This window comes from Pseudomonas libanensis (assembly GCF_001439685.1).
In the GTDB taxonomy this organism is placed as follows: Bacteria; Pseudomonadota; Gammaproteobacteria; order Pseudomonadales; family Pseudomonadaceae; genus Aquipseudomonas; species Aquipseudomonas libanensis.
The window spans coordinates 350,020-374,896 of sequence record NZ_JYLH01000004.1 but is presented as its reverse complement, the minus strand read 5'-3'; the positions used below and the strand labels follow the sequence as shown (position 1 = coordinate 374,896).

The window sequence follows — 24,877 nt, the reverse complement described above, 5'->3', positions numbered from 1 at the left end:
CGTGCGGCTCAAGTGCATCAAGTTGGCGGGGTTCAAATCCTTCGTCGACCCCACCACGGTGAACTTCCCCAGCAACATGGCGGCGGTGGTGGGGCCCAATGGCTGCGGCAAGTCGAACATCATCGACGCCGTACGCTGGGTGATGGGCGAGAGCTCGGCAAAAAACCTGCGCGGCGAGTCGATGACCGACGTCATTTTCAACGGCTCCACCAGCCGCAAGCCGGTGAGCCAGGCCAGCATCGAGCTGGTGTTCGATAACTCCGACGGCACCTTGATCGGTGAGTATGCGGCGTATGCGGAAATCTCGATTCGCCGCAAAGTCACCCGCGACAGCCAGAACAGCTACTTCCTCAACGGCACCAAGTGCCGTCGTCGCGACATCACCGATATCTTCCTCGGCACAGGCTTAGGCCCGCGCAGTTATTCGATCATCGAGCAGGGCATGATCTCCAAGCTGATCGAAGCCAAGCCCGAAGACCTGCGTAACTTTATCGAAGAAGCGGCCGGCATCTCCAAATATAAGGAGCGCCGCCGCGAGACTGAAAACCGTATCCGCCGCACCCACGAAAACCTCGCCCGCCTGACCGACCTGCGCGAAGAACTGGAGCGCCAGTTGGAGCGCCTGCACCGTCAGGCCCAGGCCGCCGAGAAGTACCAGGAATACAAGGGCGAAGAACGCCAGCTCAAGGCGCAACTCTCGGCCCTGCGCTGGCAGGCGCTGAATGACCAGGTGGGCCAGCGCGAAGCGATCATTGGCACCCAGGAAATCAGCTTTGAAGCGCTGGTGGCCGAGCAGCGCAACGCCGACGCCAGCATCGAGCGCCTGCGTGACGGCCACCATGAACTCTCCGAACGCTTCAATCTGGTGCAGGGCCGTTTCTATTCAGTGGGCGGCGATATTGCCCGGGTCGAGCAGAGCATCCAGCATGGCCAGCAGCGTCTGCGCCAGTTGCAGGACGACCTGAAGGAAGCCGAACGTGCGCGCCTGGAAACCGAATCGCACCTGGGCCATGACCGTACTTTGCTGCTGACCCTCGGCGAAGAGCTGGACATGCTCACCCCCGAGCAGGAAGTCACCAGCGCCGCCGCCGAAGAGGCCGCCGCCGCCCTGGAAGAATCCGAGACCACCATGCACGGCTGGCAGGAGCAGTGGGACGCCTTCAACCTGAAATCGGCCGAGCCACGCCGCCAGGCCGAGGTGCAGCAGTCGCGTATCCAGCAACTGGAAACCAGCATGGAACGCCTGGCCGAGCGCCAGCGCCGTCTGCAGGAAGAGCGCGTACTGCTCGCCGCCGACCCGGAAGACGCGGCGGTCACGCAGTTGAGCGAGCAACTGGCCGAAAGCGAAATGACCCTCGAAGAGCTGGAGGCCAGCGAAGAACAGCAAGTGGAGCGCCTGGAGCAACTGCGTCAGCAATTGCACACCGCGACCCAGGCGCAGCAGCAGGCCCAAGGCGATTTGCAGCGACTCAATGGTCGGTTGGCTTCGCTGGAGGCCTTGCAGCAAGCCGCGCTCGACCCCGGCACCGGCACCGCCGAATGGCTGCGCGACCAGCATTTGGCTGAGCGCCCGCGCCTGGCCGAAGGCTTGAAAGTCGAAGCCGGCTGGGAGTTGGCGGTGGAAACGGTGCTGGGCGCCGACCTGCAAGCGGTGCTGGTGGATGATTTCGGCGGCTTCGACCTGGCCGGGTTTGCCCAGGGCGATTTGCGCCTGCTCAGCCCGGCGGCCGATGGCACGCGGGTGCCGGGCAGTCTGCTGGACAAGGTTGAAGCGGCGATTGACTTGTCGCCGTGGCTGGGCCAGGTCAAACCGGTGGAGTCCCTTGAGCAAGCCTTGGCCCAGCGCGGCCAGTTGGCGGCCGGCGAAAGCCTGATCAGCCGCGATGGCTATTGGGTCGGTCGCCACTTTCTGCGCGTGCGCCGTGCCAGTGAAGCCGAAAGCGGCGTATTGGCCCGTGGCCAGGAAATCATCAATCTGACCGCCGAGCGTGAAGAGCGCGAAGCCACCCTGGAAAGCCTGGAAACCGAACTGCAAACCCTGCGCGCCACCCAGCGCCAGCAAGAGACCGGCCGCGAACACCTGCGCCGGCTGTTGCAGGACGAAGCGCGCCAGCAGGGCGAATTGAAAGCGCAACTGTCGGCGAGCAAGGCCAAGGTCGAACAACTGACCCTGCGCCGCACCCGTCTTGACGAAGAGGTGGCCGAGATGGGCGAGCAGCGCGCCCTGGAACACGAACAGATCGGCGAAGCCCGCCTGCAATTGCAGGAAGCCCTCGACAGCATGGCCCTGGACACCGAGCAGCGCGAGTTGCTGCTGGCCCAGCGCGACAGCCTGCGCGAACGCCTCGACCGCGTGCGCCAGGAAGCGCGCCAGCACAAGGACCACGCCCACCAGTTGGCGGTGCGCCTCGGCTCGTTGCGCGCCCAGCACGACTCCACGCGCCAGGCCCTTGAGCGCCTGGAGATGCAGTCCGAGCGCCTGACCGAAAAACGCGAGCAACTGAGCCTGAACCTGGAGGAGGGCGAGGCGCCACTGGAAGAGCTGCGCCTCAAGCTCGAAGAGTTGCTCGATAAGCGTATGACTGTCGACGAAGAACTCAAGACCGCGCAGATCGCCCTCGAAGATGCCGACCGTGAACTGCGCGATGCTGAAAAACGCCGCACCATGGCCGAGCAGCAGTCCCAGTTGATCCGCGGCCAGCTCGAACAGCAACGCATGGAATGGCAAGCCTTGACTGTGCGGCGCAAGACCTTGCAAGACCAGTTGCTTGAGGACGGCTATGACCTGCACGGCGTGCTCAACACCCTGACCGCCCAGGCCAACGAGAAAGACGCCGAAGAAGAACTTGAACGGATTGCCGCACGTATCCAGCGTTTGGGGGCGATCAATCTCGCGGCCATCGATGAGTACCAGCAGCAGTCCGAGCGCAAACGTTATCTGGATGCCCAGGACGCCGATCTGGTGGAAGCCCTGGATACCCTGGAAAACGTGATCCGCAAGATCGACAAGGAAACCCGCAACCGCTTCAAAGATACCTTTGATCAGATTAATGGCGGTTTACAGGCGTTATTCCCAAAAGTTTTCGGTGGTGGCAGCGCTTACTTGGAACTGACGGGCGAAGATCTACTCGATACAGGGGTAACGATCATGGCGCGGCCTCCGGGCAAGAAGAACAGCACCATCCATTTGTTGTCCGGCGGCGAAAAGGCCCTGACCGCATTGGCCCTGGTATTTGCCATTTTCAAGTTGAACCCGGCGCCGTTCTGCATGCTCGACGAAGTGGATGCGCCGCTGGATGACGCTAACGTGGGACGCTACGCTCGGTTGGTCAAAGAGATGTCCCAGACCGTGCAGTTCATCTATATCACCCACAACAAGATCGCCATGGAAATGGCCGATCAGTTGATGGGGGTCACGATGCACGAGCCGGGTTGTTCGCGATTGGTCGCGGTGGATGTGGAAGAAGCGATGGCGATGGTGGAATCCTGAGTCAAGCCAAGAGAGCGGATTTACGGCACGACGTAGGGTGGTTTACCGGTCTGACGAAAGTGGCAAAAGGACATATTTGTTCAAGGCATTTTGACAGACGGTGTAAAGTTGTCTTTGGTCGTGCTAGTTTAATGTCAATTTTTCGTGTGCGTGGGCAAAACGTCAGCCAGAACATAGAGTTGGCGCCACGTTTTAAAGCGGTTTGCACGGTGCTAAACCCCTTATTTTTCAGCATTTTTTATAGAGGCACGGGATTACATGGAAATCGGTCTGCGCGAGTGGCTGATCGTCATCGGCATTATTGTCATTGCCGGTATTCTTTTTGATGGCTGGCGCCGTATGCGCGGTGGCAAGGGCAAGCTCAAGTTCCGCTTGGACCGAAACCTGTCCAACCTGCCCGACGACGACGGCAGCGCCGAGCTGCTGGGGCCGCCCCGTGTGCTGGATACCCATAAAGAGCCGCAACTGGACGAGCACGACTTGCCGTCGATGAGCGCGCCGGTGCGTGAAGCTCGCGAGCCGTCGTCCAAGCGCGGCAAGCGTGGCAGTGCAGCAGTAGCAGAACCGCACCAGGGCGACCTGAACCTCGACGTCGATGACGGCCCGAGCTTCAGCAGCCGCGACAACGATTTCCCCGACGAGACCCCGACCAAGAGCGCAGCGCGCCAATCGGTAAACGATCAGCCGGCCGCCGAAGAAGTGCTGGTCATCAGCGTGATCTGCCGCGATGCCGGTGGTTTCAAAGGCCCGGCACTGTTGCAGAACATCCTTGAAAGCGGCCTGCGTTTTGGCGAGATGGATATCTTCCACCGCCACGAAAGCATGGCCGGCAATGGCGAAGTGCTGTTCTCCATGGCCAACGCGGTCAAGCCGGGCACCTTCGACCTGGACGATATCGACCTGTTCAGCACCCCGGCGGTGAGTTTCTTCCTCGGCCTGCCGGGCCCGCGTCATCCGAAACAAGCGTTCGACGTGATGGTGGCTGCGGCCCGCAAGCTGTCCCAGGAACTCAACGGCGAGCTCAAGGACGACCAACGCAGCGTCCTGACCGCCCAGACCATCGAACACTACCGTCAGCGCATCGTCGAATTCGAGCGTCGCGCCCTGACACAGAAACGCTGAGGTTCGATCATAAGCGTTGTCTGTAGAATCCATGCACTAACATATTGAGCAGCTTCGGCTGCTCTTTTGCTTTATGAGAGAACACCCATGACCGCCGCCCATACCCGCATTCTCGAACTGCGCGCTGAACTGGATCAGCACAACTATCGCTACCACGTGCTCGACGAGCCGAGCATCCCGGACGCCGAGTACGACCGCCTGTTCCACGAGCTCAAGGCCCTGGAAGCCGAGCACCCGGAACTGGTGACGCGCGATTCTCCGACGCAGCGGGTCGGCAGTGCGGCGCTGTCGGCGTTCACCCAGGTCAAGCATGAGATCCCGATGCTCAGCCTGGGCAACGCCTTCGATGAAGCCACCATGCTCGAATTTGATCGCCGGGTCACCGAGGGCCTCGACCTGCCGGTGGGCGATCTGTTCGGCGCTGGCGCGGCGGTGGAGTACAGCTGCGAGCCGAAGCTGGACGGCCTGGCGGTCAGCCTGCTGTACCAGGATGGCGAACTGGTGCGCGGTGCTACCCGTGGTGATGGCACCACGGGTGAAGACATCAGCGTCAATGTGCGCACCGTGCGCAATATTCCCTTGAAGTTGCATGGCACGGGTTGGCCCACCACCCTTGAAGTGCGTGGCGAAGTGTTTATGTCCAAGGCCGGTTTCGAGCGCCTGAACGCCTCGCAACTGGAAGTGGGTGGCAAGACCTTTGCCAACCCGCGCAATGCTGCGGCCGGCAGCCTGCGCCAGCTGGATTCGAAGATCACCGCCAGCCGCCCGCTGGAATTCTGCTGTTATGGCATCGGCCAGGTGACCGCAGATATCAGTGACACCCATATCGGTAACCTCAAGCAGTTGCAGAAGTGGGGCATGCCTATCAGCCACGAGCTGAAGCTGGCCAAGGGCATCCAGGAATGCCTGGACTACTACCGCGATATTGGCGAGCGGCGTAACGCGCTGGGCTATGAGATCGACGGCGTGGTGTTCAAGGTCAACAGCATCGCCGCCCAGCGTGAGCTGGGCTTCCGCGCCCGCGAACCGCGCTGGGCCATCGCGCATAAATTCCCGGCGATGGAAGAGTTGACCGAGTTGCTCGACGTGGAATTCCAGGTCGGCCGTACCGGTGCCGTGACTCCAGTGGCGCGCTTGAAACCGGTCAAGGTGGCCGGTGTGACCGTGGCCAACGCTACCTTGCACAACATGGACGAAGTGGCACGCCTGGGACTGATGATCGGTGACACGGTGATCATCCGCCGCGCCGGTGATGTGATCCCGCAAGTGGTCTCGGTAGTCACCGAGCGTCGCCCGGAAAACGCCCGCGCGGTGCAGATCCCCGAGAGCTGCCCGGTGTGCGGCTCCCATGTCGAGCGCACGCAGTTGGTCAAGCGCAGCAAGGGCAAGGAAACCGTCAGCGAAGGCGCGGTGTACCGTTGCGTCGGGCGCCTGGCCTGTGGCGCACAGCTCAAGCAGGCGATCATCCATTTCGTCTCGCGTCGCGCCATGGACATCGACGGCCTGGGTGACAAGACCATCGAGCAACTGGTGGATGAAAAACTCATCGGCTCGCCGGCGGATCTCTACAAGCTCAAGTATGAACAGATCATCGACCTGGAAGGCTTCGCCGACATCTCCAGCAAGAAGCTGATCAGCGCCATCGAAAACAGCAAGGCGCCAACTCTGGCGCGCTTTATCTATGCCCTCGGCATTCCCGATGTGGGCGAGGAGACCGCCAAGGTGCTGGCGCGCTCCCTGGCTTCGCTGGAGCGTGTGCAGAAGGCATTGCCGGAAGTGCTGACGTACTTGCCGGATGTGGGGTTGGAAGTGGCCCATGAGATCCATAGTTTCTTTGAAGACGACCACAACCAGGAAGTGATCGGTGCGCTGTTGGCAGCGGACGAATGCGGCCTGCAATTGCAGGACCAGGGCGACCTGAGCGCCGAATTCGCGGCCAGCACCACCTTGGGCGGCTTGCTCGACAAGCTGCACGTGCCTTCCGTAGGGCCGGGCGCCGCGCAGAAACTCGCGGACAAGTTCGGCACCCTTGAAGGCGTGATCAAGGCTGACTGGCTCGACATGCGCCAGGCGCTGCCCGAGAAGCAGGCCAAGGCCGTGCGCGACTTTTTCGACAATGCCGACAACGCCCGTCGCGCCCTGGCCATCGAGCAACAGCTCAAGGACTTCGGCATGCACTGGCAGAGCGAGAAGAAGGTGGTCGAAGGCTTGCCGGAAGCCGGGCACACCTGGGTGCTTACCGGCTCCCTGGAGCTGATGAGCCGCGATGTGGCCAAGGACAAGCTCGAAAGCCTCGGCGCCAAGGTGGCCGGTTCCGTCTCGGCGAAAACCCACTGCGTGGTGGCCGGCCCGGGCGCTGGATCGAAATTGGCCAAGGCCAGTGAGCTGGGCCTCAGAGTGCTGGACGAAGAAGCCTTCGTGGCCTTCCTGGCCAAGCACAACATCAGCGTTTGAAACGCGCTGACTGATCGTTCCCACGCTCCGCGTGGGAATGCATCCGGTGACGCTTCGCGTCACGACTCAAGCGCGCCCAAGCCGTCGTTCCCACGCTCCGCGTGGGAATGCATCCGGTGACGCTTCGCGTCACGACTCAAGCGCGCCCAAGCCGTCGTTCCCACGCAAAGGATGGGAACGTTCTCTCACGGAAAATGATCTAGTCTTGGTCACCCCAGGGAGAGCCCGCCATGTTCCGCTACTTCGAGCAACTCAGTTCGCGCATCGCAGCGCCGTTCATGGCCCAACCCTCGCGCAACAGCAAGGTGTGGCAATGCCGCTGCGGCCAGTCGTTATTCTTCCGTAACAGCCAATGTCTGGCCTGCCAGGCGGTGTTGGGTTACCTGCCGCAGCAAAGCCGCCTGTCCTCCCTGCAACCTGGCCCTGTGGTTGGCACTTGGCTGGCGGACGATCATCTCGATGCCGGTGCTTTTCGACGCTGCGCCAACCTGGATACCCCGGCTGCGTGCAACTGGCTGATCCCCGCCCACAGCACCGCCAAGCTGTGCGTGGCCTGCAGCCTGAACCGCACCATTCCCGACCTGTCGATTGCGCAAAACCCCGAACGCTGGCGCAAGGTCGAAACCGCCAAGCGCCGGCTGGTGGCGCAATTGATCAGCCTCGGCCTGCAAGTGGTGCCCAAGAGTGTCGACGAGGACACTGGCCTGGCCTTCGACTTCATCGGCACCGACCTGCAAGGCAATGCGCCAACCACCGGGCATGCCAATGGCCTGATCACTCTGGACATCAAGGAAGCCGACGATGCCCACCGCGAAAAAGTCCGCGTACAGATGCACGAGCCGTACCGCACCTTGCTCGGCCATTTTCGCCATGAAGTCGGCCACTATTACTGGGATCGCCTGATCGCCGACGGCCACTGGCTTGAACCTTTTCGCGCCCTGTTCGGCGACGAGCGCGCCAGTTACGCCGACGCCCTCGACCAGCACTACCAGAACGGCCCGCGCCCGGACTGGCAACAAAACTGCGTCAGTGCCTACGCCACGATGCACCCTTGGGAAGACTGGGCCGAAACCTGGGCTCACTACCTGCACATGATGGATGCGGTGGACACTGCCCTGGGCTTTGGCATGAGCGCCCGCGAGATGGACCTGGATTACCAGCCGTTTGCCCTGGCGACGCTGTACGATCCCGAGCATCCTGGCGGCCCGGCATTCCTCAGCTTCGTCAACGCCTGGATCGAACTGGCCGGCATGCTCAACGAGCTGTCCCGCGCCATGGGCCAGCCGGATTTCTACCCTTTCGTGCTGCCCTCGGCGGTGATCGCCAAGTTGCACTTTATTCACCTGGTCATTCAGGAAGAGGGCGGCAGGGCCGATGTGGTCCTGCAGGCACAATGATTAACCCCTGTGGGGAGGGGTAAGCCCCCACATTGGACAGTGCAATTGTTGAACGCCATGGCAAGTACTTGAAGCTTCTCATTTTTTACGGTTGTAACTTCCGATGAGAACGGTACAATGGCGCGGCTTGCCGAGAGGCCAGCGTCGTTATGGTGACCCCATCGGTCCCCCCGCAACGATTACCCGTGAACCTGGTCAGAGCCGGAAGGCAGCAGCCACAGCGGGAACATTGTGTGCCGGGGTGTGGCTGGTGGGGTTGCCTCCATAACGCTCCTCCTGCAGTCCCTTCTTCGATTTCCAATTCGTATTTATTGCCCAGCCAGTCATCTGTGACGCCTGTTGCACAGCGCATGACGGTCATTTCACGACTAGTGGCATACTCCCAAGCGTCTCTTTCCCCTGGCTACGAGGCTGTATGCACTCGGAACATTTTGATTTATCCAGCCCTGTGTTCTTGCCGATCACCGATGAAACCTGTGCGGGTTTGTTGGCTGGCGACGGTGCAGGGGCGCTCGTCGCCCTGAGTGAGCCGGAGCTGGCGGCGGTGCTGGTTATCCAGAATCTGGCGCAGGTGCCGGAAAGCGACCTGAGCGCCAGTGGCGCTGAAAAAGTGTTGGCCAAGCTCATTGACTGGGCGGTAGAGGCCAGCCATTCGACGAGCGTGTCCCTGCTGTCGGAAGCACAGCGGCTGTTCGACCAAAGGAAGCTGTACTTCGGCCTCAATGTGGTCAAAAGCCTCAAGCTGCGTTTTCTGCTGGCGGAGGAAGTACAGGCGCGAGACTACCTGTTGCCCAGCGGCAAATGGGACGTCGAATATAAAGTGCGCCACCTCAAGGCAAATGACCCGTTCAGCAAACAGATGGTCACGCCCCGGCACCGCGAACGCTGGTTGAGCGCCGAGCAAGACAAGCTGGTCAGGACCTTCCGCGCCAACTTGAACGAAGACCTGCATGTCCAAGGCTACGCGGGCATCGGCAAAAGTCACCTGCTGGTGGCCTTGATGGAGCACCTGCGTCCGGAGAAAACCTTGTTGCTGGCGCGTACCCCGGCAAAACTGGAAACCCTGCGTGCTCGCATGGTGGGCGTTCGCGAGCGAAAGGCCGGGCATACCTTCTACGCGTTTGCGCATGCCTTGTTGCATGGCCCAAGGCCCAAGCCGCTGGATACTCAAGCAAGGGCGCCGAGCAAGCAGGCACTGGCTCGGGAGTTGAATATCTTCGGCTTCCGGCGCTTGGAGGGGCAAGCGGTGGTGGATGTCTGCCTCAAAGTGCTGCAAGCCTACTGCCGCTCCTGGGAATACAGCCTGTCGGCGAAGCATCTACCGCATTTCAAGCAGCCGCTGTCCAGCGTCGACGCCCGGGCACTGCTCGAATATGCCAGCCGGTTGTGGAGCTACCTTGAGGCGAATCCGGCCTGGGGCAGCCAGACGGGCTTTGAAGCCTTGTTGATGATCAAGCGTGCCAGCCTCGCCGGCTGCGTGGTGCCCGAGCGCTATACCCACGTACTGATCGACGAGAGCCAGGACATTCCGGCGCCGCTGTTGCAGATCATCGAGCGTGGCCGCCAGGTGCTGATCACTCTTGGGGATGAGTATCAACAGGCCAGTGGGGGCGTGGTCAAGCGCTCCCGTGAAGTTCGCCACACGGACGTGTGCTACTCCGTGCGTTCGGGACGCAATGTCGAGCGCCTGGTCAACCCACTGATCAGCCAGCACTCGGATAAAAGCAAAGTGCTCTTCGAGGGCGCACGGGATGCCGATGTCGGTATTGAGTTTTACCCGCAGGGTTTCGTACCCCCGCAGGGTTGCGTGGTGCTGACCGCGTCCCATTGGGACACCATGAAGTGGGCCATGCAACTGAGCGAAGCCCGCTGCCCATTCGGCCTGGCGAGTAAAGAAGCGCAACAGTCGCTCAAATACTTCATGGATACGGTTGTGGCGCTGTTCAAGCCTGATTTCTACAGCAACGAGTTCAATGACAGCGGCCCCCATCCGTTTTTCAGCGATATGGCTGATTGGCAGCAGGTGCGCGAAGCCTGCCAGTTTGACGAGGCGTTCCTGTGGGTCGAGGCCGAGCTGGAAAAAGGCTTTAACCTGTCTGATGTCACGCGCTTGAACAGGCTGAGCGGGCATCCGGACGAGCGCTGCCTGTTGATGCTGGCCCAAGACGCCGGTGGCATGGAATTCGACCGGGTGCTGCTCACGCCCGAGTTGCTGACCAACGTGAAGTTCAAGGACGCCTACGCGTTCGACCAGCGACTCTGCGCGGTCTATATCGCGATTTCCCGGGCCAGGATGCAACTGTATCTGCCCTACGATGTGGTTGAGTGGCTCGACTACCACCAGTATCAGAAGACCCGTGAATCCCATGGTTACTGATGGATTTACCAGGCTATTTCACAACTTTCAAAAAGCCTTCTGGACAACCCGCAGACCGCCTTGCTAGCTTCCGCCAGCCACTTGTTTCAGAGTATGACAAGGGTACGGAATTGATACTGAAGTGCTATCACTTCTTTCACTCACAAGGATGTCTGTTATGAAAAGCCTGCAAGGGTTGCCTCGTCTTATCAGTGCATCGGTAGGCGCTCCCGGCAAAGCCCGCAACTTGCCCGCCGATGTTCAGTGCATCCAGTATCTATTCAACCTGATCATTCCCAAGATGGGCTTTGCCTTGCAGGAGAACGGCAAGTGCGACGGCCAGTTGGTGCAGTGCATCAGCCAGTATCAGTTCCGCCATCTCAAATACGCCCACCCCGATGGTGTGATCGACCCCACGGGGCGCACGTTCAACAGTCTGATCGAAGAGGCGGTAAAGGTGCCAGTGAAGGCCTTCCCGACCATGCGCATTCCGACTTTTATCAATGTGTTTGGCAATAACAACGTCGATGCGGTGCAGGCCACGGTGAACGTCTATCTGGACCGTGTGCGTGCGATGATCGAAGCCGAGCGGCGTAACCGCCAGTTGATGCTCCAGGCCACTTGCGACGGCGGCACCACACTCAGCGACACAGATTTCCAGAACGCCGCCAAGCAACTGGGCAGCGGCATCTCGGTGAATGTGGTCAAGGCCTTCGCTACCGTGGAGTCCGGTGGAAAGGTAGGGTTCGGGCCGGCCAAGTTGCCGATCATCGCCTTCGAAGGCCACCACTTTCGCAAGTACACCAAGCACATCTACGACCAGTCGCACCCGCTGCTGTCGTACATCTACAAGAAAAAAGCCGGACCGCAGTGGCAGACCAATAACAAGGACCAGGTCAAGGCCTGGGAAACCATGGCCACCGCATTCGCCCTGGACCAGGAAGCGGCATTGATGTCGGCGTCGTGGGGCATGTTTCAGGTCATGGGATTCAACTTCGCATCCTGCGGTTTCAAGACGGTGTTTGAGTTTGTCGCAGCGTTGAAAGTGAACGCCGGTAATCAACTCAAGGCCTACATCAGCTTTTGCAGCAAGAGCGCGGCGTTGATGAGTGCGATGAAAAACAAGGATTTCACAGCCATGGCCCGCAACTATAACGGCGATGACTACGGCAACTATGACGTGCTGATGAAACAAGCCTACGAAGCCTTTGAAGGGAAGAAATAAGATGATTCGTTTTCTGGCGATGGGCGTGTTGTCGTTGTGCACGGTGGCGTCGGCACTGGCTGGCTCGCCAACCTTGCATTCGGGCAAGTACGAAGGGCTGATGCTGGCGGTGACGCCTGGGCATCAGGTCGAGGGTTTCTATGCCGAGGCGATGGGCGAGGGCGTGAGCCGCCGTTGCACCTTCTTCCTGCAAGGCAAGCCTGAGGCGCTGACCACCTGGCTGGACGCCGCCTACCCTGGCAGTGTGGCTGTGGCGTCCGACGGTGTGATCCTGACGGTGGAGCAGGGCCGTCAGCACCCCGGCTGTATCAACGTGCTGATGCCGGAAATCGCCACCGGCCTGGACCTGACCCAGACCGCCAGCAAAAAGTGGATCGGCCTGGTGACTGTAGCCGCCGACAAGGCTTACCTGCTGAAAACCCCGGGGGCCAAGGCCGCCAAGCGTCCCTACATCGTCAAGGATGATGTGGTGGGTGTGCTGGCGTTCAAGGATGGCTGGGCGCAGGTGGAGTTTATCAATGCTGAGGAGCGCTCCTTTACGGGGTGGATCAGCCAGGACCAGTACGCGCGATTGGCGGCACCGAAGCGCTAAAAAGTGTAGAGGGGGCGGTACGACGTTTCGACTTGCTCCCGATAGCAGTGTGGCAGTCAACTCATATTTGACTGAGTCACCGCCATCGAGGGCAATGAAGTCCCTCCCGCATTTAGGAATGTGTCAGCCGAAGGTCTCGCGCAGTAACCCGGCAAATGCATCCCGGGCCAGATGCCGCTGGGTGTCCTTGTGCCAAAACAGCAGATTGTCTACTGCCGCCAGTTCGTCAAACCGATAGGACGCCAGCTGATTGGCCTGTTCATAGCGCGCCAGAATGCCCTCGGGCGCCAATGCCACGCCAATCCCCGCGCTGACGCAGCCGATGATCGTGCCCCAACTGGCGTAGCTGGCAATCGCCGGCTTGAAGTCATGGGGCTTGAGCCAGTTTTCCAGGGCGGCGCGATAGGGGCAGCCTGGCGGCCATACCAACAGCGTACGGCCGGCCAGGTCCTCGGCGCTGTTGATAGGCGCACTGGAGGTGCTGGCGATCAACACCAGGCGCTCGCTGTAGACCACGCTCCGCTCCAGCTTTGTACGGTTGCCACCGGCGGCAACCAGCGCTACGTCCAGGCGATGGTGTTGCAGGTCGTCCAGCAATTGCGCCCAGGCGCCGGTGACCAGTTCCAGGCTGACCTCGGGGTAGCGTCGGTGATATTCCGCCAGCAGCGGTGGCAGGCGACCGCTGGCGCTGGATTCCACCGCACCGATGCGCAAGGTGCCACGGGGAATGGCGTTGGCATCCACCGCACGTTTGGACTCATCCACCAGCGCCAGGATGCGTTCGCAGTAATCCAGGAAAATCTCACCCGCAGCACTGATCGCCAACCCGCGGCCGGCGCGGATAAACAGCGGCGTGCCCAACTCGTTTTCCAGCTGCTTGATGCGCGTGGTGATGTTGGACGGCACACAGTGCAACTGCAGGGCAGCCTGGGCCACGCTGCCGGTTTGTGCCACGGCGCGCACCATTTTCAGTTGGGCCAGTTCCATTGCTCAGTTCCCGTGATTTCAGAAGTCAGAAACACTTAATTGTCCTAGGCCCGGCCTGGGCCAAGACTGACGGCATGCCTTCTCAATGTGTGGATGCCGTCGATGAATACCCCATCACCTCTAAAGCTTACGCTAGTCATTGCCGGCGTCATCCTCTGTTGGGCCTATTCGCCCATCGGCGTGCACATGGGGCTGCATAGCTACAGTCCGGGCCAACTGGCGTTGCTACGATTTTTGATTGCCTCGGTATTCATGGCGGGCGTGGCCTGCTGGGTGGGCATTGGCCGGCCCCATGTGCGCGACCTGCCGTGGTTGTTGGTGCTGGGTTTTTTCGGGGTGTTCCTGCACCACACCAGCCTCAACCACGGGCAGCAATGGGTGACGGCGGCGGCGTCCAGTGTGTTGGCACAGTCAGCACCGCTGTTCAGTGTGTTGATCGCGTTTTTCTGCTTGAAGGAGCGCGTCAGCGTTTGGCGTTGGGGCTGTGTGCTATTGGGCCTGGCCGGCGTGCTGGTGGTGATCTGGGGCGACCACGGCGTGGGCGACATCGACCCCCGGGGCTTGCTCATCCTGCTGGCGGCGTGCTCGTGGAGTGTGTATTTCGCCATCGCGCGGCATTACGCCCATCGCTACAGTCCGTTGACCCTGGCGTGCTACATGGTGTGGTCCGGCACCTTGATGCTCTGCGTGAACCTGCCAGGCCTGCCCGCCGCCATCCTACAGGCACCGTTACCGGAGAACCTCGCGGTGCTGGTGCTGGGCATCTTCCCCAGCGCCTTGGCATACCTGGCCTGGGGGTATGTGTTGAAGCATGTCGAGGTCAGCCGTGCTTCGGTGGCGATGTACCTGATCCCACCGGTGGCCATGCTGATGGCCGCGACGCTGCTCGGCGAGCATGTGGCCCTGCAGGTGATGCTGGGCGCGGTGATCGTACTGGCCAGCGTGGCCGCTATCAGTCTGGAGGGCCACTGGCGTTCAAGCGTTCATGCAGGGCGTGCGCAAAAGCCCGCTGTGGGGCCAATCAGGCAAGCTTCGTCAGATTAGACGAGCGTGCCGGATGCAATTTCCCCCTTGCTCCGCTAGCATTACCGGCTTCCGCTTCCCAGTTGCGACGGTTTTCGATGAGTTATCAGGTTCTTGCACGTAAATGGCGCCCGCGCTCGTTCCGCGAAATGGTCGGCCAGACCCATGTGCTCAAGGCTCTGATCAATGCCTTGGACAGCCAACGGCTGCACCACGCCTACCTGTTCACCGGTACCCGCGGAGTGGGCAAGACCACGATTGCACGCATCATCGCCAAGTGCCTGAATTGTGAAACCGGTATCACTTCAACGCCTTGCGGCACCTGTTCGGTATGCCGCGAGATCGACGAGGGGCGTTTTGTCGACCTGATCGAGATCGACGCCGCGAGCCGCACCAAGGTCGAAGACACCCGCGAGCTGCTCGACAACGTGCAGTACGCGCCGAGCCGTGGCCGCTTCAAGGTCTACCTGATCGACGAAGTGCACATGCTGTCCAGCCACTCTTTCAACGCCCTGTTGAAAACCCTGGAAGAGCCGCCGCCCTACGTTAAGTTCATCCTGGCCACCACCGACCCGCAGAAACTTCCTGCAACGATTTTGTCGCGGTGCCTGCAGTTCTCCCTGAAAAACATGACCCCCGAGCGCGTGGTCGAGCATTTGACCCATGTGCTGGGCGTCGAGAACGTACCGTTCGAAGACGACGCGCTGTGGTTGCTGGGCCGCGCCGCCGACGGTTCGATGCGTGACGCCATGAGCCTCACCGACCAGGCCATCGCGTTCGGCGAAGGCAAGGTCATGGCTGCCGATGTGCGCGCCATGCTCGGCACCCTGGACCACGGCCAGGTGTTCGATGTGCTTCATGCGCTGATCGAAGGCGACGCCAAGGCGCTGCTCGAAGCGGTGCGCCATCTCTCGGAGCAAGGCCCGGATTGGAACGGCGTGCTCTCGGAGATCCTCAATGTGCTGCACCGCGTCGCCATTGCCCAGGCCCTGCCGGAAGGCGTCGACAACGGCCATGGCGACCGCGATCGCGTGTTGGCCCTGGCCCAGGCCCTGCCGGCCGAGGATGTGCAGTTCTACTACCAGATGGGCCTGATTGGCCGCCGGGACCTGCCCCTGGCGCCGGACCCGCGCGGTGGCTTTGAAATGGTGCTGCTGCGCATGCTGGCGTTCCGGCCGGCGGATTCGGCAGACGCGCCGAGACAGCCGCTAAAGCCAGTGGGGATCAGCCAGGCCACAGTTGATTCCGCCAAACCAGTGGCTGGCGCGGCAGCTGTTGCGCCAGTAGTCGCTGCGCCCGTACCGGTTGCGCCGACGCCTGAACCTGTGCCGGTTGCAGCAGCGCCTGTGGTTGAACCTGCGCCGGTTGTCGAGCCAGAGCCTGTGGTCGACCTGCCCTGGAATGACCCGGTCGAAGCCGAGCCAGAGCCTGAGCAACAACCGGCCGTGGAGCCCGTGCTGGAAACCACCGGCGAGCAACCCGAGCTGACGCCGATGCCGGCGCAGACCCCTGACAGCGTGGTGCCGGATGCCCCAGAATGGGTGCCGGCGCCGGTTCCCGAGCCGACCGTCGCCCAGGTTGAGGCTGCAACCCCAGGCATTGACCTGGACGACGAACCGCCGCTGGATGAAGACTACATCGAGCCGGACATGGACTCGGCCTACAGCTACCTGGACGAATTGGCCAGCGAGCACACCGCCGAGCCGGCGCCCGAGCCCGAGGCAGAACCGGCTGCGGCCCCGGCCACCGGCCTGGCCCTGCAATGGCTGGAATTGTTTCCGAAATTGCCGATCTCCGGCATGACCGGCAGTATCGCCGCCAACTGCACCCTGATTTCCATTGAGGGCGACCACTGGCTGTTGCACCTGGACCCGGCCCATAGCGCCTTGTTCAATGCCACCCAGCAGCGTCGGCTCAACGATGCGCTCAACCAGTACCATGGGCGCACGCTGACTATCGCCATCGAGCTGATCAAGCCCGAGCAGGAAACCCCGGCCCAGGCGGCAACCCGTCGGCGCCTTAACCGTCAACGCGAGGCCGAGGATTCGATCCACGCTGATCCGCTGATCCAACAAATGATGCAACAGTTCGGTGCGGTCGTCCGTCACGATACTATTGAACCTGTCGAAGCCCCGGTGTCCCAGGCGTCATGACTCCGGGCTACTAACTTGATCCACGTACTTTTGAGGTGATTCCCATGATGAAAGGTGGCATGGCCGGCCTGATGAAGCAGGCGCAGCAGATGCAGGAAAAGATGGCCAAGATGCAGGAAGAACTGGCCAACGCCGAAGTCACCGGTAAAGCCGGTGGCGATATGGTCAGCGTAGTGATGACCGGTCGTCACGACATCAAGCGCGTGAGCATCGACCCGAGCCTGCTGGAAGGCGTCAGCGACGACGACCGCGAAGTGCTCGAAGACTTGTTCGCCGCAGCCGTCAACGACGCCGTGCGCAAGATCGAAGCCAACAGCCAGGACAAAATGTCCGGCGTGACCGCTGGCATGCAATTGCCGCCGGGCATGAAGCTGCCGTTCTGATACACACTTTGGCTAGACTCAAATGCCGGGCATTGCGCCTGGCATTTTTTTTGGGCCGACGAAACATCGAACCCCAACCCGTTACCCAGGGTCTGCACCCTATACCGTTGAATTCTCATCGATAACAGGAGCCCCGCTGATGCCTCAAGAAATGACGCTCAACCAACGCATCGTCTTGGTCTCACGCCCTCAAGGCGCACCCACGCCGGAGAACTTTCGCCTGGAACGTGTGAGCCTGCCGGAGCTGGCAGACGGCCAGGTGTTGTTGAAGACGCTGTATCTGTCGCTGGACCCCTATATGCGTGGGCGCATGAGCGACGCACCGTCCTACGCCGCACCCGTAGAAATCGACGAGGTAATGACCGGCGGTGCTGTCAGCCGTGTCGAGCAATCACGTCACCCGAAATTTGAGGTAGGCGACCTGGTGGTGGGTTCCACCGGCTGGCAGAGCCACTGCATTTGCGATGGGAGCAACCTCATGCCAGTGCCCAAGGGCCTGGCGAGTCCGTCGATGGCGTTGGGTGTGCTGGGCATGCCGGGCATGACCGCCTACATGGGCCTGATGGACATCGGCCAGCCCAAGGCCGGGGAAACCCTGGTGGTGGCCGCTGCGTCCGGCGCGGTGGGCTCGGTGGTGGGCCAGGTGGCCAAGCTCAAGGGCTTGCGTGTGGTGGGCATCGCCGGTGGTGCGGACAAGTGCCGCTATGTCGTGGATGAGCTGGGCTTTGATGCCTGTATCGACCACAAGAGCGCGGACTTTGCCAACGAACTGGCCATGGCGTGTTTCAAGGGTGTAGACATCTACTTCGAAAACGTCGGCGGTAAAGTCTTCGATGCAGTGCTGCCGCTGCTCAACCCCAAGGCACGCGTGCCGCTGTGCGGGTTGATTGCCGGTTATAACGCCCACGAAGCGCCCAGCGGCCCTGATCGCCTGCCGGCACTGCAGCGTACCTTGCTGACCAAGCGGGTGCGTATCCAGGGTTTTATCGTGTTCGACGACTATGGCGACCGCCAGCCGGAGTTCCTCAGCGCCATGGCGCCGTGGGTGCGCGATGGCAAGATCAAGTTCCGCGAGGACGTGGTCGATGGCCTGGAGCAGGCGCCCGAAGCCTTTATCGGCTTGCTCGAGGGACGCAACTTCGGCAAGTTGGTGGTGCGCGTCGCGCAGGATTGAGTATTTGACGCTAATCCGGGGCGCGGGTATAAACCGCGTCTCGTTGTTTTGTCGGACCCTTCGCCCATGAGCTTCAGCCCCCTGATTCGCCAACTGATCGACGCCTTGCGCACGCTGCCCGGTGTCGGCCAGAAAACTGCCCAGCGCATGGCCCTGCAACTGCTGGAGCGTGATCGCAGCGGCGGCACCCGCCTGGCCCAGGCCCTGAGTCAGGCCATGGAAGGCGTGGGCCACTGCCGTCAGTGCCGCACCCTCACCGAAGAAGAGCTCTGCCCGCAATGCGCCGACCCACGCCGCGACGACACCTTGCTGTGCGTGGTGGAAGGGCCGATGGATGTGTATGCCGTTGAGCAGACCGGTTACCGCGGTCGTTATTTTGTGCTCAAGGGCCACCTGTCGCCGCTGGACGGGCTGGGGCCGGAGGCTATCGGTATTCCGCAACTGGTCGCACGAATTGAAGCGCAGGGCACCTTTACCGAAGTGATCCTGGCGACCAACCCGACCGTGGAAGGTGAAGCCACGGCGCATTACATTGCCCAGTTGCTGACCAATAAAGGTTTGATTACTTCACGAATCGCCCATGGCGTACCGTTGGGTGGCGAGTTGGAATTGGTGGACGGCGGCACCCTGGCGCACTCGTTCGCAGGCCGAAAGCCGATCGCGCTTTAAAACCCACTGCAGTCCCAATGTGGGAGCTGGCTTGTCGGGTCGCCGCATCGCTGCGATAGCATCACCACGGTGTAACTGAAAGACCGAGGCGCTGGCATCGCGGGCAAGCCCGGCTCCCACATTGGTTTTGTGTGACGGTTAAAAATGTATTCGGCTTGATAACCAAGCAAGCGCTTGGTAAGTTCGCTCCATCCCGCCATGGAGCTTGCCGATGTCTGCCTATCAGGAATACTTCGATCCCAGCCACCAGTTGGTCCGCGACAGCGTGCGCCGTTTTGTCGAGCGCGAGGTGTTGCCCGGCGTCGAGCAATGGGAGGAAGCCGGCAGCTTTCCCCGTGGGCTCTATCGCAAGGCCGGTGCGGCGGGCATCCTCGGGATCGGCTATCCCGAAGCTCTTGGAGGTAGCCACGAAGGCGATCTGTTTGCCAAGGTCGCCGCCAGCGAAGAACTGATGCGCTGCGGTTCCGGTGGTGTGGTTGCGGGGCTTGGCTCCCTGGATATCGGCCTGCCGCCCATCGTCAAATGGGCCAGGCCCGACGTGCGTGAGCGCATAGCGCCTCGGGTGCTGGCCGGCGAAAAGATCATCGCCCTGGCGGTGACCGAGCCCAGCGGCGGCTCAGATGTAGCCAACCTGCAAACCCGCGCCGTACGTGAAGGCGAGCATTACCGTGTAAGCGGCGCCAAGACCTTTATCACCAGCGGCATTCGCGCTGACTTCTACACCGTAGCCGTGCGCACGGGCGGGCCGGGCTTTGGCGGCATCAGCCTGCTGATGATTGAGAAAGACACGCCCGGGTTCACTGTCGGCCAGCCGCTGAAAAAGATGGGCTGGTGGGCATCGGACACCGCCGAGTTGTTCTTCGACGATTGCCGCGTGCCGGTGGGCAATCTTATCGGCGTCGAGAACATGGGCTTTGCCTGCATCATGGGCAATTTCCAGAGCGAGCGCCTGGCCTTGGCGCTGATGGCCAACATGACCGCGCAACTGGCCCTGGAGGAGAGCCTCAAGTGGGCCGCCCAGCGCGAGGCATTCGGCAAACCTATCGGCAAATTCCAGGTGCTCAAGCATCGCCTGGCGGAAATGGCTACCGCCGTGGAGGTTTCCCGCGAGTTCACCTATCGCCAGGCCGCGAAAATGGCCGCTGGCAAGAGCGTGATCAAAGAGATTTCCATGGCCAAGAACCTGGCCACCGATACCGCTGATCGAGTGACGTATGACGCGGTGCAGATACTGGGGGGGCAGGGGTATATGCGTGGCAGCCTGGTGGAGCGGCTTTATCGCGATAACCGGATTTTGTCGATTGGTGGCGGGACGCGTGAAGTGATGAATGAAATCATCAGCAAGCAGATGGGGTTGTGATCTGTGTTGGTCTTGAGGGCCTCATCGGGGGCAAGCCCCCTCCCACATTTGACTGCGTTCACAGAACAAAGGTGGGAGGGGGCTTGCCCCCGATGGGGTCAGTCCTGACAAAGACTATCTTTCAGTCAACCCGAACTGCGTCAGGCAAAACGTCGGTATTCCCATGTCTTCCAACCGCTGCGAGCCACCCAGCTCCGGCAAATCAATAATCGCCGCGGCTTCAAAGATCTTCGCGCCCATGCGCCGCACCAGATTAGCCGCCGCGATCAAGGTACCTCCGGTGGCGATCAGGTCATCAAACATCAGCACCGAATCTCCTTCGCACAGGCTGTCGGCGTGCACTTCCAGGAAGGCTTCGCCGTATTCGGTCTGGTAACCCTCGGCCAGCACGTCCGCTGGCAGCTTGCCCTGCTTGCGAAACAGGATCAGTGGCTTGTTGAGCTGGTAGGCGATGATCGAACCGATCAGGAAGCCCCGCGCATCCATCGCGCCGATATGGCTGAAGTCGGCCTCGACGTAACGCTGGGCAAAGCTGTCGGCGACCAGGCGCAGGGCGCGGGGCGACTGGAACAGTGGAGTGATGTCACGAAAGATAACCCCAGGCTTGGGGAAGTCGATGACGGGGCGAATCAGGGATTTGATGTCGAACGAATCGAAAGTCATCGTCGCAGAGTCCTGGGCGGAAAACGGACTCGAAGTATACCTGCGGCCTTGCCGATTGGCGCGGCCGCAGTCTGGATCAGACCTCCAGTGAACCACCGGCCAGTGCGCACAGCTGGATCGGATCAAGGATATGCACTTCCTTGCCCTCGGCGGCAATCAGCTGGTTCTGCTGGAAGCGGGTAAACACGCGGGACACGGTCTCTACGGCCAGCCCCAGGTAATTGCCGATTTCATTGCGCGACATGCTCAGACGGAATTGGTTGGCCGAGAAACCACGGGCGCGGAAGCGCGCCGACAGGTTGACCAGGAATGTCGCGATGCGCTCGTCGGCGGTTTTCTTCGACAGCAGCAGCATCATTTGCTGGTCGTCACGAATCTCACGGCTCATCACGCGCATCAACTGGCGACGCAACTGCGGCAACTGCAGGGCCAATTCATCCAGGCGTTCGAAAGGGATTTCGCACACCGAAGTGGTCTCCAGCGCTTGGGCCGACACCGGGTGAACCTCGGTGTCCATCCCCGACAGCCCGACCAATTCGCTGGGCAAGTGGAAACCGGTGATTTGTTCTTCGCCTCCATCGCTGAGGCTGAATGTCTTCAATGCGCCCGAACGTACTGCATAGACCGAATCGAATTTGTCGCCCTGGCGAAACAGAAAGTCGCCTTTTTTCAGCGGGCGCCCGCGTTTCACGATGTCGTCCAGCGCATCCATGTCTTCCAGATTCAACGAAAGTGGCAGGCAGAGGGGAGCCAGGCTGCAATCCTTGCAGTGAACCTGGCTGTGAGCACGCAGTTTGGCTGGCTCAGACATTTCTTAAATCCTTGTGGGAAAACACACATAAGACGTAAGGGTAACGCACTGGGGGGCACGGAGGCCAGCGTGTACAAAAAACCTGACGGAATATAAAGATTTGCCCGAAGCGGCCGATAGTACTGCCATCGAATATGAATGCGGGTGGTTCAAACCATGTTATCTCTCAGTACTCAACTCGCTTCGCGAACTCAGATTCAGGCGCTGCCCGAAACCAAGAAGGCTACTGAATCCGATGTTGCCGCGGTCCCGACGACTGATGCAGCCAAGCCCGCCGTTTCAGTGACCATTTCAGGTGCTGCGATGAAAGCTGCGGCCGCTGAGAAAACCTCAAACAGTGATATCGACGACAGTGGCTTGGCGGACAACGTCAAGAATCTGCTCAAGATGATTCGCGAGATCAAGAAGCAAATTGCCGAGAAGCAGGCTGAGATGGCGGCGGTGATGGCCGACAAGAGCCTCAGTCCGGAACAGGCTCGCGCCCGACTTTCCGGCCTGCAATCGGCATTGAGTGGGCTGCAGGCAAGCTTGACCAGCGCCCAGGCGTCTCTCACCAAGGCGATGAAAGAGATGAGTGCCGGTGACGCGGTCAAAGCGGCCAGCCTGGCAATGAAGTAAGGGCCTTTAGATGACCCGCGAAAATCGCTGCCTGTTCTGGTGCTCCAGATAGGCATCGAACACCATGCACACCGAGCGCACCAACAAGCGCCCCGCAGGCAGTACACGGATGCCCAGGGCATCCAGTTCGATCAAGCCATCGGCAGCCATGGTCTCCAGTTGCGGCCATAGTTCGGCGAAATAGCCGCGAAAATCGATGTTGTACCTCTGTTCGATTTCCTCGAATGCCAGGCTGAAATTGCAGATCAACTGCTGGATCACTTCCCGGCGCAGACGATCGTCCGTGGTACAGACCAGGCCACGGCTGGTCGCCAGTTGCGCGCCCGCCAAGGCCTTCTGGTACTGGTTCAGATCACTGTTGTTCTGACAGTACAGGTCGCCAATCTGGCTGATCGCCGACACTCCAAGCCCAATCAGATCGCAGTGCCCGTGGGTGGTGTAGCCCTGGAAGTTACGCTGCAGCCTGCCTTCTTCCTGTGCAATGGCCAATTCGTCATCTGGCAAGGCAAAGTGGTCCATGCCGATATAGCGGTAGCCAGCCTGGGTCAATTGTTCGATGGTGGTTTGCAGCATCAGCAGTTTCTCAGCCGGCGAGGGCAGGTCGTCGGTGTTGATCCGCCGTTGCGGCATGAAGCGTTCCGGCAGGTGCGCGTAGTTGAATACGGACAGGCGGTCCGGCTGCAAGCGGATGACTTCCTCCACGGTGCGCGCAAAATTCAGCGGCGACTGCTTGGGCAAGCCGTAGATCAGATCGATATTGATCGAGCGAAATTGCAGGGTGCGTGCCGCATCGATCACCGCGCGGGTTTCTTCCAGGCTTTGCAGGCGGTTGACCGCCCGTTGTACGTCGGGATCGAGGTCTTGCAGGCCGATGCTCACGCGGTTGAAGCCCAGCTCGCGCAACAGGCCCATGGTGGCCCAGTCAGCTTCGCGTGGATCGATTTCGATACCGTAGTCGCCTGAATCATCATCCAGCAAATTGAAGTGCTGGCGCAGGCAGGCCATCACCTGGCGAAGTTCGTCGTGGCTGAGAAAAGTGGGCGTACCGCCGCCCAGATGCAGCTGCTCAACAGTTTGCTTGGGGTCGAGGTGACAGGCCACCAGCTGGATTTCCTGCTCCAGGCGTTGCAGGTAGGCCTGGGCGCGGCCGCGGTCCTTGGTGATGACCTTGTTGCAGGCGCAGTAGTAGCAAATGTTGGCGCAAAACGGCACGTGCACATATAGCGACAATGGCCGCACGGCCTTGCGGCTGTCACGCAGCGCGTGGAGCAGGTCGAAGGTGCCGACCTGGCTGTCAAATTGTACGGCGGTGGGGTAGGACGTGTAGCGCGGCCCCGCCAGGTCGTAGCGGTGAATCAGATCTGTGTCCCAACGAATGGCGTCGAGCATGCGGGTGGTCCCCGGGAATGGCTAGTGAGCCGAGTCTAGGGGCAGGGCCGGGCAGGCATCTTGATTTGCATCAACGGGGAGCGGCGCTATGCCACATGGCTTTTAATGCCCCATTAGCCAGTGCTGATGGGGGCCCGGCAGCGTCCAGATACCGAAGATCATTACCAGCACGCCCCCGGCGACACGCACGCTGCGCTTGCGCAATAACGCGGTTACGCGTTCGGCCGCCAGCCCGGTGGCGAGCAGCACCGGCCAGGTGCCCAGCCCGAAGGCCAGCATCAGCAATGCACTGTCCAGCGCATTGCCCTGGCTCGCCGCCCAGAGCAGGGTGCTGTAGACCAACCCGCACGGCAACCAGCCCCACAACGCGCCCAGCAGCAAGGCGCGAGGCAGGCTGGACACCGGCAGCAGGCGGTTGGCAACAGGCTGTATATGCCGCCACAGGCCGCGCCCGAGGCTTTCGATACGGGTCAGGCCGCTCCACCAGCCGGCCAGGTACAGGCCCATGCAGATCAGCAGCAGCCCGGCGAGCACGCGCATGAACATCGCCGCCGGGCTGTTGGCCACCGCCCAGCCAGCCAGGCCAATCAGTAACCCCGCCGTTGCATAGCTGAGGATGCGCCCCAGGTTGTACGCCAGCAGCAGATGAAAGCGGCGGCTGCGTTGCGCCTTGGGGATCGCCAGGGTCAGCGCGCCCATCAGCCCGCCGCACATGCCCAGGCAATGGCCGCCGCCAAGCAGGCCAAGGATCAGCGCCGAGACCAGCAGGGGCGCCAGCTCAAGCATGGGGCGGGGCTTTAGGCGGTTGCTCGGGGCCGTTGGCTTCGTCGATGGCGGCCAGGTGATTCGGGTCCTGGTCGTCGAACAACACGCTGTGGGCCGGGCCATCCAGATCCTCGTACTGGCCGCTGTCCACGGCCCAGAAGAAGATGTAGATCGCCACACCCACTAACAGCAGCGCCGCCGGAATCATCACGTATAGAGCTGGCATCTGCACTCCATGCCCACGCG

General features: G+C 61.1%; 20 protein-coding genes and 1 other RNA gene. 15 read left to right on the top strand and 6 right to left on the bottom strand.

What is annotated here, in order from left to right:
• Position 1 precedes the first annotated feature (1 nt).
• From smc to TU73_RS08945, 8 genes are all read left to right on the top strand, one after another.
• Entirely contained in the window at positions 2-3,490 is a 3,489-nt protein-coding gene (gene smc, locus TU73_RS08975) for a chromosome segregation protein SMC (RefSeq protein WP_057011889.1), read from the top strand.
• 258 nt (positions 3,491-3,748) lie between these two features.
• On the top strand, positions 3,749-4,612 hold the full coding sequence (gene zipA, locus TU73_RS08970) for a cell division protein ZipA (protein ID WP_046071683.1): 864 nt from the start codon (positions 3,749-3,751) through the stop codon (positions 4,610-4,612).
• Between the two features lie 87 nt (positions 4,613-4,699).
• Positions 4,700-7,066: an NAD-dependent DNA ligase LigA gene (gene ligA / locus TU73_RS08965; RefSeq protein WP_057011888.1), complete on the top strand. Its 2,367-nt coding sequence runs from the start codon at positions 4,700-4,702 to the stop codon at positions 7,064-7,066.
• A gap of 230 nt (positions 7,067-7,296) precedes the next feature.
• Positions 7,297-8,463, top strand: a complete 1,167-nt coding sequence (locus TU73_RS08960) for a zinc-binding metallopeptidase family protein (protein ID WP_057011887.1) — start codon at positions 7,297-7,299, stop codon at positions 8,461-8,463.
• A 159-nt stretch (positions 8,464-8,622) separates the two neighbouring features.
• Positions 8,623-8,719: signal recognition particle sRNA small type (gene ffs, locus TU73_RS28180), an RNA gene on the top strand.
• A 159-nt stretch (positions 8,720-8,878) separates the two neighbouring features.
• A complete protein-coding gene (locus tag TU73_RS08955) occupies positions 8,879-10,840 on the top strand; it encodes a hypothetical protein (RefSeq protein ID WP_057011886.1) in 1,962 nt (653 codons plus the stop codon).
• Between the two features lie 157 nt (positions 10,841-10,997).
• Complete coding sequence (locus tag TU73_RS08950) at positions 10,998-12,044, top strand: N-acetylmuramidase family protein (RefSeq protein ID WP_057011885.1); 1,047 nt, start codon at positions 10,998-11,000, stop codon at positions 12,042-12,044.
• A gap of 1 nt (position 12,045) precedes the next feature.
• On the top strand, positions 12,046-12,636 hold the full coding sequence (locus tag TU73_RS08945; RefSeq protein WP_057011884.1) for a hypothetical protein: 591 nt from the start codon (positions 12,046-12,048) through the stop codon (positions 12,634-12,636).
• A gap of 123 nt (positions 12,637-12,759) precedes the next feature.
• On the opposite strand, the gene TU73_RS08940 is transcribed toward TU73_RS08945, so the two are convergent.
• A complete protein-coding gene (locus tag TU73_RS08940) occupies positions 12,760-13,623 on the bottom strand; it encodes a LysR family transcriptional regulator (RefSeq protein ID WP_057011883.1) in 864 nt (287 codons plus the stop codon).
• A gap of 102 nt (positions 13,624-13,725) precedes the next feature.
• On the opposite strand from TU73_RS08940, the gene TU73_RS08935 reads away from it, so the two are divergent.
• The 6 genes from TU73_RS08935 (at position 13,726) to TU73_RS08910 (ending at position 20,385) form a co-directional block, all read left to right on the top strand.
• Positions 13,726-14,667 (top strand): DMT family transporter, encoded by a 942-nt coding sequence (locus TU73_RS08935; RefSeq protein WP_057011882.1) that lies wholly within the window; start codon positions 13,726-13,728, stop codon positions 14,665-14,667.
• Between the two features lie 77 nt (positions 14,668-14,744).
• Positions 14,745-16,799 (top strand): DNA polymerase III subunit gamma/tau, encoded by a 2,055-nt coding sequence (dnaX, locus tag TU73_RS08930; protein WP_057011881.1) that lies wholly within the window; start codon positions 14,745-14,747, stop codon positions 16,797-16,799.
• A gap of 44 nt (positions 16,800-16,843) precedes the next feature.
• Positions 16,844-17,182 (top strand): YbaB/EbfC family nucleoid-associated protein, encoded by a 339-nt coding sequence (locus TU73_RS08925; RefSeq protein WP_017527493.1) that lies wholly within the window; start codon positions 16,844-16,846, stop codon positions 17,180-17,182.
• Positions 17,183-17,321: 139 nt separating this feature from the next.
• The gene (locus tag TU73_RS08920) at positions 17,322-18,356 is read left to right on the top strand and encodes an NADP-dependent oxidoreductase (protein WP_057011880.1); all 1,035 of its coding nucleotides are present in this window, start codon (positions 17,322-17,324) and stop codon (positions 18,354-18,356) included.
• A gap of 66 nt (positions 18,357-18,422) precedes the next feature.
• A complete protein-coding gene (gene recR, locus TU73_RS08915; RefSeq protein WP_043047046.1) occupies positions 18,423-19,025 on the top strand; it encodes a recombination mediator RecR in 603 nt (200 codons plus the stop codon).
• Positions 19,026-19,236: 211 nt separating this feature from the next.
• Positions 19,237-20,385, top strand: a complete 1,149-nt coding sequence (locus TU73_RS08910) for an acyl-CoA dehydrogenase family protein (RefSeq protein WP_057011879.1) — start codon at positions 19,237-19,239, stop codon at positions 20,383-20,385.
• 114 nt (positions 20,386-20,499) lie between these two features.
• On the opposite strand, the gene TU73_RS08905 is transcribed toward TU73_RS08910, so the two are convergent.
• Together TU73_RS08905 and fnr are read right to left on the bottom strand one after the other, a co-directional pair.
• Positions 20,500-21,048 carry an adenine phosphoribosyltransferase gene (locus TU73_RS08905; RefSeq protein ID WP_057011878.1) on the bottom strand — a complete coding sequence of 183 codons (549 nt, stop codon included), beginning with the start codon at positions 21,046-21,048 and terminating at the stop codon, positions 20,500-20,502.
• Positions 21,049-21,124: 76 nt separating this feature from the next.
• Positions 21,125-21,859, bottom strand: coding sequence for a fumarate/nitrate reduction transcriptional regulator Fnr (gene fnr / locus TU73_RS08900; RefSeq protein ID WP_057011877.1), 735 nt, complete (start codon positions 21,857-21,859; stop codon positions 21,125-21,127).
• A gap of 156 nt (positions 21,860-22,015) precedes the next feature.
• Between fnr and TU73_RS08895 the strand changes: the two genes are divergently transcribed.
• Positions 22,016-22,477 carry a VCBS domain-containing protein gene (locus tag TU73_RS08895; protein WP_057011930.1) on the top strand — a complete coding sequence of 154 codons (462 nt, stop codon included), beginning with the start codon at positions 22,016-22,018 and terminating at the stop codon, positions 22,475-22,477.
• Between the two features lie 6 nt (positions 22,478-22,483).
• Here TU73_RS08895 and hemN read toward each other — a convergent pair whose 3' ends face one another.
• The 3 genes from hemN to ccoS all read right to left on the bottom strand — a co-directional run bounded on the left by hemN (position 22,484) and on the right by ccoS (position 24,857).
• Complete coding sequence (gene hemN / locus TU73_RS08890) at positions 22,484-23,866, bottom strand: oxygen-independent coproporphyrinogen III oxidase (RefSeq protein ID WP_057011876.1); 1,383 nt, start codon at positions 23,864-23,866, stop codon at positions 22,484-22,486.
• 102 nt (positions 23,867-23,968) lie between these two features.
• Entirely contained in the window at positions 23,969-24,652 is a 684-nt protein-coding gene (locus tag TU73_RS08885) for a sulfite exporter TauE/SafE family protein (RefSeq protein ID WP_057011875.1), read from the bottom strand.
• Positions 24,645-24,857 carry a cbb3-type cytochrome oxidase assembly protein CcoS gene (gene ccoS / locus TU73_RS08880; protein ID WP_034119272.1) on the bottom strand — a complete coding sequence of 71 codons (213 nt, stop codon included), beginning with the start codon at positions 24,855-24,857 and terminating at the stop codon, positions 24,645-24,647. The genes TU73_RS08885 and ccoS overlap by 8 nt, the downstream gene beginning before the upstream one ends.
• Positions 24,858-24,877 lie beyond the last annotated feature (20 nt).